11 protein-coding genes are annotated in these 15,636 nt (G+C 65.2%); 5 read left to right on the top strand and 6 right to left on the bottom strand.

What is annotated here, in order from left to right; translation table 11 throughout:
- Nucleotides 1-69: 69 nt before the first annotated feature.
- From CCS01_RS24900 to CCS01_RS24910, 3 genes are read right to left on the bottom strand one after another with little or no spacing between them, the layout of a single operon-like run.
- On the bottom strand, nt 70-1,635 hold the full coding sequence (locus CCS01_RS24900; RefSeq protein ID WP_104521466.1) for a SpoVR family protein: 1,566 nt from the start codon (nt 1,633-1,635) through the stop codon (nt 70-72).
- Nucleotides 1,632-2,936, bottom strand: a complete 1,305-nt coding sequence (locus CCS01_RS24905; protein WP_104521467.1) for a YeaH/YhbH family protein — start codon at nt 2,934-2,936, stop codon at nt 1,632-1,634. The genes CCS01_RS24900 and CCS01_RS24905 overlap by 4 nt, the downstream gene beginning before the upstream one ends.
- A gap of 38 nt (nt 2,937-2,974) precedes the next feature.
- A complete protein-coding gene (locus CCS01_RS24910) occupies nt 2,975-4,921 on the bottom strand; it encodes a PrkA family serine protein kinase (RefSeq protein WP_104521468.1) in 1,947 nt (648 codons plus the stop codon).
- Nucleotides 4,922-6,044: 1,123 nt separating this feature from the next.
- Here CCS01_RS24910 and folP point away from each other — a divergent pair.
- The 3 genes from folP (at nt 6,045) to thiD (ending at nt 9,151) form a co-directional block, all read left to right on the top strand.
- Nucleotides 6,045-6,908: a dihydropteroate synthase gene (gene folP / locus CCS01_RS24915; RefSeq protein ID WP_104521469.1), complete on the top strand. Its 864-nt coding sequence runs from the start codon at nt 6,045-6,047 to the stop codon at nt 6,906-6,908.
- Nucleotides 6,909-6,977: 69 nt separating this feature from the next.
- On the top strand, nt 6,978-8,348 hold the full coding sequence (glmM, locus tag CCS01_RS24920) for a phosphoglucosamine mutase (RefSeq protein ID WP_104521529.1): 1,371 nt from the start codon (nt 6,978-6,980) through the stop codon (nt 8,346-8,348).
- Nucleotides 8,348-9,151 (top strand): bifunctional hydroxymethylpyrimidine kinase/phosphomethylpyrimidine kinase, encoded by an 804-nt coding sequence (gene thiD / locus CCS01_RS24925; protein WP_104521470.1) that lies wholly within the window; start codon nt 8,348-8,350, stop codon nt 9,149-9,151. The genes glmM and thiD overlap by 1 nt, the downstream gene beginning before the upstream one ends.
- A 209-nt stretch (nt 9,152-9,360) precedes the next feature.
- On the opposite strand, the gene CCS01_RS24930 is transcribed toward thiD, so the two are convergent.
- Nucleotides 9,361-11,061 (bottom strand): PqiB family protein, encoded by a 1,701-nt coding sequence (locus tag CCS01_RS24930; RefSeq protein ID WP_104521471.1) that lies wholly within the window; start codon nt 11,059-11,061, stop codon nt 9,361-9,363.
- Nucleotides 11,058-12,431: a paraquat-inducible protein A gene (locus tag CCS01_RS24935; protein WP_104521472.1), complete on the bottom strand. Its 1,374-nt coding sequence runs from the start codon at nt 12,429-12,431 to the stop codon at nt 11,058-11,060. The genes CCS01_RS24930 and CCS01_RS24935 overlap by 4 nt, the downstream gene beginning before the upstream one ends.
- Before the next feature lie 237 nt (nt 12,432-12,668).
- Between CCS01_RS24935 and CCS01_RS35785 the strand changes: the two genes are divergently transcribed.
- Entirely contained in the window at nt 12,669-13,211 is a 543-nt protein-coding gene (locus CCS01_RS35785) for an ABC transporter substrate-binding protein (RefSeq protein WP_204848428.1), read from the top strand.
- Nucleotides 13,108-13,878 carry an ABC transporter substrate-binding protein gene (locus CCS01_RS24940; RefSeq protein WP_204848429.1) on the top strand — a complete coding sequence of 257 codons (771 nt, stop codon included), beginning with the start codon at nt 13,108-13,110 and terminating at the stop codon, nt 13,876-13,878. The genes CCS01_RS35785 and CCS01_RS24940 overlap by 104 nt, the downstream gene beginning before the upstream one ends.
- A gap of 211 nt (nt 13,879-14,089) precedes the next feature.
- Here CCS01_RS24940 and CCS01_RS24945 read toward each other — a convergent pair whose 3' ends face one another.
- Complete coding sequence (locus CCS01_RS24945; protein ID WP_104521473.1) at nt 14,090-15,151, bottom strand: ketopantoate reductase family protein; 1,062 nt, start codon at nt 15,149-15,151, stop codon at nt 14,090-14,092.
- Between the last annotated feature and the right edge of the window lie 485 nt (nt 15,152-15,636).

Raw genomic sequence — 15,636 nt, forward strand, 5'->3', positions numbered from 1 at the left:
CAGGCACCAAATCCTTCCCCAACCGTCGCCCTATCCTGATACGCGTGGGGAAACGACCCTCGCCCAGCCCTAGCTCGTCTCGATCTTCACGATCCCCGGCCGCGGCGAGGCGGCGTGTTCCTTCAGCACCGCATCGGTCGCCGGATCGATCTCCTTCAGCAGCACGTCATAGCCCCACAGATCGGCCAAGTGCTGCATCACCATCCGCGCGTCTTTCTCGTCGAGCAGGATGCGGTTCAGCGCGCGATGGTGCAGGATCAGCCGCCGATCGCCGGCGAGGTTGACGTCCACCACCTGGATGTCGGTCGAATTCCACGCCACGTCATACTGCCGAGCCAGCGCCTGCTTGATCTTGCGGTAGCCACGCTCGTCATGGATCGCCTCGACCCGCAGGTTCGGCTCGTTCGAATCATCCAGCACGTGGAACAAACCGAACTTCCGCACCAGCCGCGGGCTGAGGTACTGCAGGATGAAGCTCTCGTCCCGGTAGTTCGCCCAGACGTCGCGCAGTACGTTCATCGGGTCGTTGCAACCGGCGATGTGGGGGAACCACTGCTCGTCTTCCTCGGTTGGCTCGGTGCAGATGCGCTCGATGTCCTGCATCATCGAGAAGCCGAGCGCATACGGATTCAGCCCGGAATACCGGCGGTCGTCGAAATCCGGCTGGAACACCACATTGGTGTGGGACTGCAGGAACTCCACCATCGCGCCGTCGGTGAGCTGCCCCTTGGCGTGCAGCCGGTTCATGATCTGGTAGTGCGTGTAGGTGGCGCAGCCCTCGTTCATCACCTTGGTCTGCGACTGCGGGTAGAAATACTGTGCAATGATACGAACAATGCGCAGCACCTCCCGCTGCCAGGGCTGCAGCCGGGGCGCGGTCTTCTCCATGAAGTACAGGAGGTTTTCCTGCGGCAGTTGCAGCAGCGCCTTGCGCTGTTCCTCGGCCGTCGGGTTGCTGCGGGTGTTGTCCTTCCCCGGCACCGTGCGCCACAGGTCGTTGAACACCTTTTCGTCGTGCTCGCGGCGCTCGCGTTCGCGCTTTTCTTCCGAGCGCAGGTCGTTTGTCCGCTTGCGCGGATACTTGTGCACCGCCTGGCTCATCAGCGCGTGCGCGGCGTCCAGCAGCCGCTCGACCGCGGCCTCGCCGTAGCGCTGCTCGCACGACATGATGTAGTCGCGGGCGAATTCCAGGTAGTCCAGGATGCCATTGGCATCGGTCCACTGCTGGAACAGATAGTTGTTCTTGAAGAAATGATTGTGCCCGAACGCCGCGTGCGCAATCACCAGCGTCTGCATCGTGGCGGTGTTTTCCTCCATGATGTAACTGATGCACGGGTTCGAGTTGATGACGATCTCGTACGCCAAGCCCTGCATGCCGGCGCGATACATGGCCTCATTGCGGGCAAAGTGCTTGCCGAATGACCAGTGCTTGTAGAACAGCGGCATGCCGATGGAGGAATAGGCATCCAGCATCTGCTCGGTGCCGATGACCTCGATCTGGTTGGTGTACACATCCAGCCCCATCTCGCCCAGCGCGACCTTTTCGATCGCGTCATGGCAGCGCTGGATGGTACTGAACTCCCAATCGGCGCCTTCGAACAACGGGCGCTCGGCCTTGATCAGCGTGGTGCTCATTCGGCGTGGGCCTCCGCTCCTTGCTTCTTGGCGAACAGCTCGCGGAACACCGGATAGATGTCCCGGCGATGCCCGACCTTGCGCATTGCCATCGGTGCGCCATTGCGGATGATGGTCGAGTAGGTCTGCCACAGGTCGCTGTCCCGGCGGATAAAGCCCGGCGGGAAGTGCTCGGAATCGCGGCCGACCTCCAGGTAGGCATAGTACTGGCAGCAGGGCAGCAGCACCTTGGTCAGCAGCGCGGCGGTCTTGTCGTTGTCGCTCGCGGTGTTGTCGCCGTCGGACGCCTGCGCCGCGTAGATGTTCCAGCTGTCCGGGTTGTAGCGGTCCTTGATGACGCGCTGCATCTCCTCCAGCGCCGTGGACACGACAGTGCCGCCGGTTTCCGGGCTGTTGAAGAAGGTATCCTCGTCAACTTCCGACGCCTGGTGGGTGTGGCGGATGAACACCACGTCCACGTTCTTGTACCGGCGCTTGAGGAAGATGTACAGCAGCACGTAGAACCGCTTGGCGAGGTCCTTCATGTGCTCGGTCATCGAGCCGGAGACGTCCATCAGGCAGAACATAACCGCCTGCGCCACTGGCCTGGGCTGCGGGTCGAACCGCTTGTAGCGCACGTCCAGCGGATCGATGTAGGGGATCAACCCGATGCGGCGTACCTTGCGCGCAAGCTCCGCCTCCAGCCGGATGCGGCGTTCCTCATCGCTGCCGTCGTTCAGTTCCTCGATTTCGTCGCGCAGCGCCTGCAGTTCGTCGGGCTTGGGACGGCGCAGCGCGATGCGGCGGGAAAGGCTGTTCCGCACCGTGCGGTTGAGCGCGAGGTTGGCGGGCGAGCCGGTCACCGAGTAGCCGGCCCGGTGCCAGACCATCGCCTCGGCATTCACGACCTTCCGCTTGGCAAGGTCGGGAAGCTCGAGGTCCTCCAGGAACAGGTCGACGAATTCATCCCGCGACAGGGCGAAGCGGAAATCGTCCTCGCCCTCGCCATCCGGGCTGCCTTCCGATCCGCCGCCGCCGCCGCCGCTCGGCGGCCGCTGGATCGTATCGCCAGCGATGTATTCCTTGTTGCCGGGCAGCAGGTAGTCGCGGATGCCGCCGCCGCTGCCGCGCCGGAACGACGGCTCATGGACACCCTGCGCGGGCAGCACCACCTCGCCGCCTTCGTCGGCGTCCTTGATGCTGCGGCTCCCCGCGCTTTCATGCACGGCCTTGCGGATCTGCGATTTGGCACGCCGCATGAAGCGTTGCCGGTTTGACAGATTTTTCCCACTCGGGTTCAGGCGGCGGTCGACAATGTGCATAATGTGCCTGTGACACCTTTCAGCCTGGGCGGACTTAATCAGCCCGCCTGCTTCACACGCATATACCACTCTACGAGACGTCTGACCTGCCGTTCCGTGTAACCGCGGGCGGTCATGCGCTCGACGAACTCGGTGTGTTTCTTTTCAGTCTCACTGTCCTTCTTCGAGCCGAAGCTGATGACGGGCAGCAACTCCTCAACCTGGCTGAACATACGCCGTTCGATCACGTCGCGGATCTTCTCATAACTCGTCCACGACGGATTCTTTCCGTTGTTGTTCGCCCGGGCACGCAGGCAGAACTTCACCACCTCGTTACGGAAGTCTTTCGGGTTGGCAATGCCCGCCGGCTTCTCAATCTTGGTCAACTCCTGATTGAGCAGTTCCCGGTTCAGCAACTGGCCCGTATCGGCATCCTTGAAGTCGATGTCCTCGATCCAGGCGTCGGCGTATGACACATAGCGGTCAAACAGGTTCTGGCCATAGTCGTGGTAGGACTCGAGGTAGGCCTTCTGGATCTCATTGCCGATGAATTCGGCGTAACGCGGCGCGAGCTCGCCCTTGATGAACTCCAGGTAGCGCTTCTCGGTATCCTGCGGCATCTGCTCGCGCCGGATCGCCTGCTCGAGCACATACATCAGATGCACCGGATCCGCTGCGATCTCGGTCGTGTCGTGGTTGAACGTCGCCGCCAGCACCTTGAAGGCGAAGCGGGTGGAGGCGCCATCCATGCCTTCCTCGACCCCGGCCGTGTCCTTGTACTCCTGCAGGCTGCGGGCGCGCGGATCGGTCTCCTTCAGGCTCTCGCCATCATAGACCCGCATCTTGGCGAAGATGGTGGAGTTCTCGTGCCGCCGCAGCCGGCTCAGCACCGAGAACCGCGCCAGCATCTCCAGCGTCGCCGGCGCGCAGGGCGCGGCCGCGAGCTCGGAGCGGGAGACCAGTTTCTCGTAGATCTTCTGCTCTTCCGTCACGCGCAGGCAGTACGGCACCTTGATGACGTAGATGCGGTCGATGAAGGCTTCGTTGTTCTTGTTGTTCTTGAAGCTCTGCCACTCCGACTCGTTGGAGTGCGCCATGATGATGCCGGAGAACGGGATCGCGCCGATGTTCTCGGTACCGATGTAATTGCCTTCCTGCGTCGCGGTCAGCAGCGGGTGCAGCATCTTGATCGGCGCCTTGAACATCTCGACGAACTCGAGCATGCCCTGGTTGGCCCGGTTCAGGCCGCCGGAGTAGCTGTAGGCGTCCGGGTCGTTCTGCGCATGCAACTCAAGCTTGCGGATGTCCACCTTGCCGACAAGCGAGGAGATGTCCTGGTTGTTCTCGTCACCCGGCTCGGTCTTGGCGACGGCGATCTGGCGCAGCCGCGACGGCATCAGCTTCTGCACCCGGAAGCGGGAGATGTCGCCGCTGAACTCATCCAGCCGCTTGATGCACCACGGGCTCATCAGCCCGGTCAGCCGCCGGCGCGGGACGTTGTAGCGGTCTTCCAGCACCGGCCCCATGCGCTCGGGGTCGAACAGGCCGAGCGGGCTTTCGAATACCGGGCTGAGCTGGTCGCCGGCCTTCAGCACATAGATGGGGTAGGTCTCCATCAGTGCCTTCAGCCGCTCGGCCAACGACGACTTGCCGCCGCCGACGGGGCCGAGCAGGTACATGATCTGCTTGCGCTCTTCCAGGCCCTGGGCGGCGTGGCGCAGGAAGCCGACGATGCGCTCGATCGTCTCTTCCATGCCGTAGAATTCATTGAACGCCGGATAGACGCGGATGGTGCGGTTCATGAAGATCCGCCCCAGGCGGGCGTCCTTCGAGGTATCGACCATCTCCGGCTCGCCGATGGCCGCGAGCAGCCGCTCGGTCGCCGTCGCATACATCATCTGATCCGAGCGGCAGGCTTCCAGGTACTCGGACAACGACATCTCGGCTTCGCGGGTCGTTTCGAAGCTTCGGGCGTAGGCGGTGAAAATGTCATCGACCGGCTGCATCGGCCGCTCCTTCGTTAAGGGTGGTGCCACGCTGCGTCGGGGTCACATGCGTCCAGGCATGCAAGATGGGTGCAATCGTAGCGTAAGTGGGTAGCGTCGCGGGAATGTTTTCGCCGAGTCGCATCATGGAACCTTCGCGTCGAGCCCTGCCGCCGTCATGGAGCGGCCATTCCTGAAGTCCTTCGCATCGAAATGTCCTGTCGCCGGTTCGAAACCGGAACTGGCGTGCTTGGGTTGAGGCACTGTCCATCATTTCCTTGTGCAACCGCACCTGGAGTCACTGCACCGCACATCCCGGGCAGCCGATACGCATTCAAGGAAGAACCAGCGGCCCGTCTGGCAACGTCTAAGCGACCAATCACCGAATAGTGAAAGCCCGCGCCGGCGAACTCAAGAAGATTCGCACGGGGACTGCGAAAAACCAAAGGAGCGGGTCGCGGAGGAATATATTGGGTGCGTTTCCTGAACCGACAAGTCAGCGCGGTGCGGCCGGTTCGCTGCGCCTCACCCGGCGTGGCGAGCGGTGTGGCGGCTGTCAGGTGCATCATGAGCGCCTCCAGACCCAGCGATGGGCCGAAAATTTGGCCACACCGAGGCAAACAGAATACACAGATGTTCTTAAGCAAAGGTTAACGCGTGCCGTTTTCGTTCCGAAGTTTTTGCTCATTGTGAGACGCTACACCAGGAATTATCCGGAGTGGCTGAAAATCTTTGTATGATCTGTCGCTGTGCAGCCATTGCTGATTCGGAAGGCACGTGCCTTGGCATCGCGCGATGCATCCCATTGGTCATCCCATTGGCTACCCCACCGGCCATCCCGCTGGGAGCCGTCACCGGCGAGGGCCAATAATCCCCCGTCTTATCCGCGTGCTGCCGCGATTTTCCCATCAGCGCCATGCCTGCCTCCGGCCAACCGGAAACCGAGGATTATCACGGGCGGGCGGCGAATGGTGTTAAGTAACAAACAATCGCGGCGGAAGCGGCGTCATCCGGCCGCGGCGCCGCCGTCCCGGTGGCAGCGGCTCGTTTCCGTCCACTATCATATCCTCTGACGGAACTCGTGACGGGATGATAAAAGCCCGCGTCACTCGTTTCGCCACACCGTCGCAGCACAGGCGCCGCCATGCCTTCGTCCACCGCCGGCCCCTATCCGGCCAGCCTCCGTCCGGCCAGCCAGTGGGCCGGCCTCTCGCTTGATCGTCCCCGGGTGATGGGCATCCTGAACGTCACGCCCGACAGTTTCAGCGACGGCGGCGGTCGGGTCGGTCCCGCGGATGCCATCGCGGCCGGCCTGGCGATGGCGGCCGATGGCGCGGACGTCATCGACGTCGGCGGCGAAAGCACCCGCCCGGGCGCCGGCGCGGTTCCGCCGGAGGTCGAGCAGGCGCGCGTCATGCCGGTGGTGCAGGCTCTGGCGCGCGCCGGGATATGCGTCTCGGTGGATACCCGGAACGCCGCCACCATGCGGGCCGCGCTCGATGCCGGCGCGCGGATCATCAACGACGTCTCGGGGCTGGCGCACGACCCGGGCGCCGCCGCCACGGTCGCGGCCTATGGCTGTTCGATCGTCGTGATGCACATGCGCGGCGTCCCGGCGACGATGAACAGCCTGGCGACTTATGCCAACGTCGTGCCCGAGGTTCGTGACGAGTTGCTGGCGCGGGTGGCGGCGGCCGAGGCCGTGGGAATCGCCCGGGACAATATCGCCATCGACCCGGGTATCGGCTTCGCCAAGCAGGCGGCGCAGTCCCAAGCGATCCTGCGCGATCTGGCGGTCTTCGCCGGCCTCGGCTATCCGGTGCTCGTCGGCGTCTCCCGCAAGGCCTTCATCGGCGCCTTGTCCGGCGAGCCCGAGGCAGCCCGGCGGCTGGGCGGATCCATCGCCGCTGCGATCTTTGCCGCGCTGCACGGCGCCACAATCTTTCGCGTACACGATGTTCGTGAAACCGTACAGGCCCTTCGCGTATGGCATGCGTTATGCCGATAACGCGCGGTTCAGCTTTCGTCCACGTGGTATGGTGTCGCAATTGCAATGCAGCGGAACAACAGGTTCGACATGACGAAGACTCGGCGGCTGTTTGGGACTGACGGCATCAGGGGCAAGGCGAACGCGGAGCCCATGACAGCAGGGATCGCCCTGCGGCTGGGGCAGGCGGCCGGCCTGCTGTTCACCCGCGGCGAGCATCGCCATCGCGTCGTCATCGGCAAGGACACCAGGCTGTCCGGCTACATGATCGAGCCCGCGCTGACCGCCGGCTTCATCGGCGCCGGCATGGACGTCACCCTGCTCGGCCCGCTGCCGACTCCCGGCGTGGCGATGCTGACGCGCTCGCTGCGGGCCGATCTGGGCGTGATGATCTCGGCGTCGCACAATCCGTATGAGGACAACGGCATCAAGCTGTTCGGTCCCGACGGCAACAAGCTGTCGGACGCGATGGAGTGCCAGATCGAGGCGCTGATGGACAGCAGCATCTGCAACAGGCTGGCCGAGCCGCACCGGCTGGGCCGCGCCTCCCGGCTCGAGGACGCGGCCGGGCGCTATATCGAGGCGGCGAAGGCCAGCTTCCCGCGCGGGTTGCGCCTGGATGGCATGCGCATCGTCGTCGATTGCGCCAACGGCGCCGCCTACAAGGTCGCGCCGTCGGTGCTGTGGGAACTCGGCGCCACCGTCATCCCCGCCGGCGTCACGCCGGACGGCTTCAATATCAATAGGGGCTGCGGCTCCACCGTGCCGGAATACATCTGCGCCCAGGTGCTGGAGCACAGCGCCCATCTCGGCATCGCCCTCGACGGCGACGCCGATCGGCTGGTGCTGGCGGATGAGCATGGGGAACTGGTGGATGGCGACCAGATCCTGGGCATGATCGCCGAAACCTGGCACCAGGCGGGCACGCTGCGCGGCGGCGGCATCGCCGCGACGGTGATGTCGAACCTGGGGCTGGAGCGGCACCTCGGCGCGCTCGGCCTGGCGCTGCACCGCACCAAGGTTGGCGACCGCTACGTCGCCGAGCACATGCGCACCAACGGGATGAATGTCGGCGGCGAGCAGTCCGGCCACCTGATTCTGACGGACTTCGCCACCACCGGCGACGGCCTGCTGGCGGCGCTGCAGGTGCTGGCGGTGCTGGTGCAGAAACAGCGCCCGGCGTCGGAGGTCTGCCAGGTGTTCACGCCGCTGCCTCAGCGGCTGAAGAACGTCCGGTTCAGTGGCGCGTCGCCGCTGCGGAACGATCACGTCCAGGCAGCGATCCGTGACCAGGAATCGCGCCTGAACGGCACCGGCCGCGTGCTGATCCGCGAAAGCGGCACCGAACCGCTGGTGCGGGTGATGGCCGAGGGCGAGGATGCCGATCTGGTGGCCGACGTCGTGGACTCGCTGTGCGAGCTGGTCGCCCGGGCCGCCCGGCCGCAGGAGACCGTGGCCTGATGCAGGGACGGGTCCTGGTCATCGCCGGCTCGGATTCCGGCGGCGGCGCCGGAATCCAGGCCGACATCAAGACCATCACCGCGCTCGGCGCGTTCGCCGCGACCGCAATAACCGCGCTGACGGCGCAGAACACGCTGGGCGTGCACGGCGTGCTGCCGGTGCCGCCCGCCTTCATCCGCCAGCAGATCGAGGTCGTGCTGTCCGACGTCGGCGCCGACGTCATCAAGATCGGCATGCTCGGCGATGCCACCACCATTGAGACGGTCTGCGACGCATTGACCGCCTTTGCCCCGGGCATTCCGGTGGTGCTCGACCCGGTCATGGTCGCCAAGGGCGGCCATCCGCTGCTGGCCGCCCAGGCGGTGGAGGTCCTGCGCCGGCGCCTGCTGCCGATGGCCGCGGTGATCACCCCGAACCTGCCGGAAGCCGAGGCGCTGACCGGCTTAACCATCACGACGGAACCTGAGATGCACGCCGCCGCCGCGTCCCTGCTGGCGCTCGGCGCTCCGGCCGTGCTGCTGAAGGGCGGCCATCTCGCCTCCGACACCGTGACCGACCTGCTGGCCGCCGCCGGCACCGAGGCGTTCGCCGCGCCGCGCATCAAGACCCGGCACATCCACGGCACCGGCTGCACCACTGCCTCGGCCATCGCCGCCGGCCTCGCCCAGGGCCTGACCCTGCGCGACTCGGTCCTCCGCGCCCGCGCCTATGTCCGCGCCGCTCTCGCCGGGGCGCCCGGCTTCGGTCACGGCCACGGGCCGCTCGACCACGCGGTGACGGTGGACGTGGGGCGGTTGGGGTAGGAAGGCCAGGGCTCCGCCCTGGACCCGCAAAGGGGCGAAGCCCCTTTGATCCCATGACGGCGGATGGACAGGAGGGGGCGACCGTGCCGGTTGCAACCGCTGTGTTGCCCCCTCCTGTCCATCCGCCATTACCGGGTTCCAAGGGCCCATGGCGGGGTCGAGGGGCAGCGCCCCTCGCCTTTCCTATCCCAACCGCCCCACATCCACCGTCACTGGTAGCCGGTGTTGGCGCGGCCGCGGATCAGGGCCTCCGGGTGGCGGGTCAGCAGATCGGCCAGGACACGGATCGAGCGTGTGGCGTCGGAAAGTTGCCCCATCAGCCGATCGAGTTGGTGGCTGAAGGAGGAGTCCTCGCCGTAGCCGTTCTGGAGCGACCCCATCAGCTTGTTCATGCGGTTGACGGCGTCCTCCAGCCCGGCCGCCATCGCCGGCAGGCGCTTCGCCAGGGGGGCGACGCCCTGGTTGAGGTTGTCAACAAGGTCCTGTGTGCTGGCAAGCGTGCTGCGCAGGGTCGTGAGAGACTCCTGCAACTGCTTGTTGTTGACCAGGGCGTTGGCGCCGGCCAGGGTCTGGTTCAGATTCTGGCCGATGGCCTCGAACGGTATGCTGTCCAGGCGGCTGACGAGGTTGCTCGCCGCGGTAGCAACATCTGTGCCGCTGCCGCCGAGCACCGGAACGACGTAGGCATTGCCCTCTTTCTTCAGCTCCTCCTGGCCGGCGTTGGAGCCGGCATTGGGGAAGGTATCCAGGTCGAGCTGCTTCTGGCCAGTCAGGAAATTCGTGGTTTCCAGCCTGACCCGCAGGCCGCGGCGGATCAGTTCCCGCATCCGCGAGTCGAGCCCGCCGCCGGTGGGCAGCTTGAGCATGGCGATGCGCCCGGGCTCGACGTTGAAGTGCACGGGCACCACGACGTTGTCGATTGCCTTGTCGTACTCCAGCGACACGCTGGACACCTCGCCCACTTTCAGGCCGCGCAGCGTCACCGGCGCCCCGGCCGCCAGACCGCTGACCGATGTGGTAAAGTTGGCAACGAACTGAATGCTGCGCTTGAAGGTCGATGCGTCGGCCGCTTCCTTGGTCGGGTACAGGGTGAATTCGTGGTTGGCCGGGCTTTCGGCGGTGCCCGTCGACTCGTCGGGCGTTTCGACCGCGATGCCGCCCAGCACCATCGAGCGCAGCGACTGCACCTTGAACCGAAGCCCGTTCGCGCCGAGCTGGACCGATGCGCCCGATGAATTCCAGAACCGGGAATCGTCGTGCACGTACTTGTCGAACGGGGCGCGGACAAAGACATGGATGGTGATGTTCCGCGCCATCTCGCCGACGTCCCAGCCAAGCACCTCGCCGATTTCAAGGTCGCGGAAGGTGACGGGCGAGCCGAGGTTGAGTCCCTCGACCGTGTCGGCCTTCAGTAGGAAGTTGCGGCCGGGAACGTCCGATTGCAGCACCGGCGGATTTTCCAGCCCGACGAAGTTGCGCTGCGGCTTCCCGCCCTCGGCCGACGGCAGCAGGTCGATGTAGGAGCCCGAAACCAGGGTGGACAGGCCACTGATCGAGCCGGCGAAGAAGCGCGGGCGGACCACCCAGAACTGCGCCTTGTCGGTCAGCAGCGGCTCGGCTTCCTTGTTCATCCGCACCGTCACCAGCACGCGCCGCAGGTCCGGGGTCAGGGCGATCTTCTTCACCACGCCCATGTCCACTTCCTTGTGCCGGACATGCGACTGGTTCGCCTGAAGACCCTCGGCGGTCTCGAAGGTGATGGTGATCAGCGGCCCCTGCGCGGACAAGGTCTGCCAGGCCAGCCAGGCGCCGACGAGCAGCGTCACCACCGGGATCGCCCAGATCAGCGACAGCCGGCGCTTGTGGTCGATCGGCGCGCGGACGACCGCGGCGGGCGCGCGGTCGCTCATGACGCGGCCGCCTGCGCCGCCGCCTGGCGGGCTGCCCGAGGCACCGGCCGGGGCGCTGTGCCGGGTTGCACGTGGCCGGACATTCTGTCCCACATCAGCCGCGGATCGAAGCTGCGCGCGGCGAGCATGGTCAGGATGACCACGGCGGCGAAGGCAACCGCGCCCGGCCCGGGATAGACGCTCGCGACCGTGCCGAACTGGACCAGAGCCACCAGGATGGACTCCATGAAGATGTCGATCATCGACCAGCGGCCGATGGCATCGACGATGCGGTACAGCACGGTGCGGTCATGCAGGCGCCAGGGCGTGCCGAGTTGTGTTGCGGCCAGCAGGAACGACAGGCCGATCAGCTTGAGTACCGGCACGGTGATGGAGGCGAAGAACACCAGCGCCGCCAGCGGCCACATGCCGGCATCGATCAGTTCCTTGACGCCGCCCAGGATCGTGTTCGGCTGGCCGGCGCCCAGGCGGATCACGGTCAGGACCGGATAGACATTGGCGGGGATATACAGGATCAGCGACGCGATGACGTAGGCCCAGGTCCGCTGGATGGCGTGCGGCTTGCGGTCGCGCAGGCGGTAGCCGCAGCGTGGGCAGGGCGTGCCCGGAGCGGCGCGGCTGACCAGGCCGCAGACGTCGCAGCCGATGCGCCAGCGATGCGCGGTGAGGCAGGCCGCGGCCAGCCGCCGGCTGCGGATATGCGCCAGCCGCCGGCGGTTCGGCGGCTCCATCGCCTCCCACACCGCCTGGTCGTCGAGCGTCAGGTCCGCGAGCCAGACCACGACGATGAGGCCGAGCAGGGCATAGGTGGCGGGTCCGAGATTGACATGGGCGATGGCGCCGAGCCGGACATAGGCGACATACAGGCCGAGCATGTAGATCTCGATCATCGACCACGGCCGCAGCCGCTCGACCCAGGCGAAGATCGCCCGCAGTTCTGCCGGCGGCCGCCGCAATTGCAGGCCGCCGAGCACCGCCAGCATGCACAGCACCCGGGCCAGCGGCGCGGCGAAGGTGGTGACCAGGACGACCAGCGAGAGTTCCCACAGGCCGTAGTGATCGAGTTCGGCCGGGCCGCTGACCAGGCTGGCGGCGCGGGACAGGCCCGCGGTGGTGACCGACATGATCGTCAGGGTGCCGGCGATGGCGAACAGGATCAGCGCCGAGAGATTGAGCGCGGCGGGCAGTCCCAGCGGATGGTGGCGGGTATGACGCAGCACGGCGTCGCAGCGCAGGCACAGGGCGCGGGCTGCGGGCGGCATGGCCGGAACGACCTGCATCTGCCCGCAATCAGGACATTCGTAGAGCTTCGGCGCGGTCATCGGCACGGCGTCCGCGATCATCGTGACAGGAGCCGTGGTGGTGCTCATTCAGCGGCAGGCGCGGGACGGGTGCGGCATGGGCGTCAGGTGGCATTGGATGGCGGCCAAAAAAGAGGCAGAACACGGATACAGTGCAAAATTGACCCAAGCGTCGTGACATCCGTATCGCCGGCCTCCCCTTTGGCGGCGGTACGGGCAAGAACGGGTTGCTAAAGGGAGAATAACGGATGGCTACAAAAATGAACCACGGTACGGGGCTGTTCGGCGCGGCGCGACCATCGCCGGTTGCTGCGGTCGCTGGGCGGCCCGCTGCTGGCGGCGCTGCTGGCGGGCGGCGCGGTGCCGGCGCTGGCCAGGGACCTGCCGGGCGTGACGGCGACCGAGATCAGGATCGGCAACACGGATGCCTACAGCGGACCGGCCTCGGCGTATGGGGTGATCGGCAAGACCGAGGCGGCGTTCTTCCGCATGGTCAACGACCAGGGCGGCGTCGCTGGTCATAAAATAAATTTCATCTCCTACGACGACGCCTACAGCCCGCCGAAAACGGTGGAGCAGGTCCGCCGGCTGATCGAGGAGGACCAGGTCGCCTTCCTGTTCCAGAACCTGGGCACGCCGACGAACACGGCGATCCAGCGCTGTGTGAACATGAAGAAGGTGCCGCACCTGTTCATCTCGAACCGGGGCGGACAAATGGGGCGACTACAAGCACTTTCCGTGGACGATGGGCTACCAGCCCAGCTATCGGACCGAGGCGCGGATCTATACGAAGTACATGCTGTCGACGCAGCCGAACGCGAAGATGGCGATCCTTTACCAGAACGATGATTTTGGTAAGGACTATCCGGCCGGCGTGAAGGACGTGCTGGGCGACAAGTACGGCAGCGTCGTGGTCAAGGAAGCCACGTTCGAGACCTCGGACGCGACAGTGGACAGCCAGTTGACGATGCTGCAGGCCTCGGGCGCCAACGTGCTGCTGCTGGTGGCGGCGACGCCGAAATTCGCTGCGCAGGCGATCCGGAAGGTGCATGAGCTGGGCTGGCATCCGACGTTCTTCCTGACCGACGTGTCGATTTCCGTCGGTTCGGTGATGAACCCGGCCGGGCCGGAGAACGGGATCGGCATTATCACCACGGGCTATATGAAGGACCCGACCGATCCGGCGTTCAAGGACGATCCGGGAATGAACGAGTGGCGGTCCTTCATGGCGAAATACATGCCGGGAGCGGATTTGACCGATGGCAATTATTCGTTTGCTTACGGGGTCAGCATGGTGATGTGGCAGGTGCTGAAGCAGTGCAACGGCGATTTCTCCCGCGCCAACATCATGAAGCAGGCGACGAACCTGCACGATGCGTATGACCCGGTGCTGCTGCCGGGGATCACGGTGAACACCAGCCCGACGAATTTCCATCCGATCCGGACCATGCAATTGCAGAAGTGGAACGGCAAGACGTGGGAACGGTTCGGGGATATTATCGAGGGCGCGAGCTGACCGTTCATTGCGTTTCCGTCGTAGCCTGGCCTGTCCCCATTGGCGCTGACCGAGTGGGAGGGCGGCAAGGTCGTTGCCACAACGTCATGCCGGGCGCACCAGCCCCTCGTCGTCATGGCGGGCCTGCGCCCGCCATGACGACGAGGCAGCCACTGCGCGTCCCAACCTACGTAGCGCCGCTGCGGCTTGCCCGGGCTATCCGCCCCCGCTGTCAGTTCAGCCGCAGATCGATCAGATGCTTCGGATCGGGCTGGAGTTCCCCGCGCTCGACCCGCTTGACGATCTCCGTCAGCGCCGCGTTGGCCGCCGTCGGCAGGCCGATTTCCTCGCCCTTGCGGACGATGAAGCCGTTCAGGAAATCGATCTCCGTCCGGCGGCCCTTCATCATGTCCTGGCCCATGGACGGACGATGCTCGCCGCCGCCCCGGTTCGCCTCCTCCAGCCGGTGCGCATCGTACTCCCGCGTCGCCGCCGGATCGCCTTCGCCGGCCCGGGCGATGACTTCGGGATCGATATGATGGATCTCCTCCAGCTGATACCCCAGCGCCTGGCCGACACGGACCGCCTCGCTGCCCAGCCGGGCGCCGAAGCGGCGCAGCGTATCGTTGCGCAGGATGTCCTTGCTGATCAGGCCGGTGCAGGCGGACATGCCGTTCGCCATCGCGTTGGTCACCAGCTTCGACCAGCGCTCGCCCCACAGGTTCGTCGTCGCCAGGGCGGAGTCGGCCAGCGCCACAAGCCGCTCGATCTCCCGCGCGCGGCCGGTGATCCGGCCGTGCACCTCGCCGGTGCGGAACACCGTGTGCTTTTCGCCGCTTTTCCCGGCGGCGCGGTGGACGTGGCCGGGCTCGCACAGGTCGACGGTGATCGAACTGGCGATGCAGCCGACGATCTTGCCCCACCCGACGATGCCCGCGATGGTTTCCTCGTTCATGCAGTTCTGCAATGATACGATGAAGCCGCCGGGCGCCAGGTACTGGGCGATCATCGTCGTCGCCCACGCCGTGTCATAGGATTTCACGCAGACGAAGGCGATGTCGAACGGCTTTTCCTTCGATACCTGCTGCAGGTCGGTCAGGTGCAGGGCGCGCACCGGGGTGGACCATTCCGGAACGTCGCGGATGTGCGACACTGTCAGCCCCCGGGCCCGCATCGTCTCGACGTTGGCGGGCCACGAATCGACGAAGGTGACGTCCTCGCCTGCCCGCGCCATGTGCGCTCCGGCGTAGGCGCCCACCGCGCCGGTGCCCATGATCGCGATCTTGTTGCCCATGTTTCCCTCCCCAGGATGGCGTCGGCCGGGACACAGTCTGCCGCGGCGCGGGAGAAACGCAACCGCCGGCCAGGCGGCAGCCCCACCGCCGATCAGGTTACACACGCTGCCTTTCTGTTGCCATTTTGTGGAGCGACACAAAATGCCGCTTTATTGTGCGTCACTGTTAATATGCTATTATATCATCTATCCAGGCTGGTTTTGCCGGATTTCGACCTTACAATAACAGTTTAAATTCCACAATCAATATAAAAATATGGCCTGACGACAATTCCTGTTCGCCACTTTCGCGTGGGCAACAGGAAAATCTTGACCCGGTAATCACAATCGATTTATCCCGGCTGCGCATTATTACCTTACCGGAGGTCCTATGCAGCAGCCACCAAGCCTCGCGCAGCGAGGGACATCCTGGATGAGATCTCCGGGCGTCGTGTCGTACCAGCGCCGGTTCGGACACCGCTGACCCCAGCAGGTTCGAAACGAAT

The organism is Rhodopila globiformis, assembly GCF_002937115.1.
Taxonomy (GTDB): Bacteria; Pseudomonadota; Alphaproteobacteria; order Acetobacterales; family Acetobacteraceae; genus Rhodopila; species Rhodopila globiformis.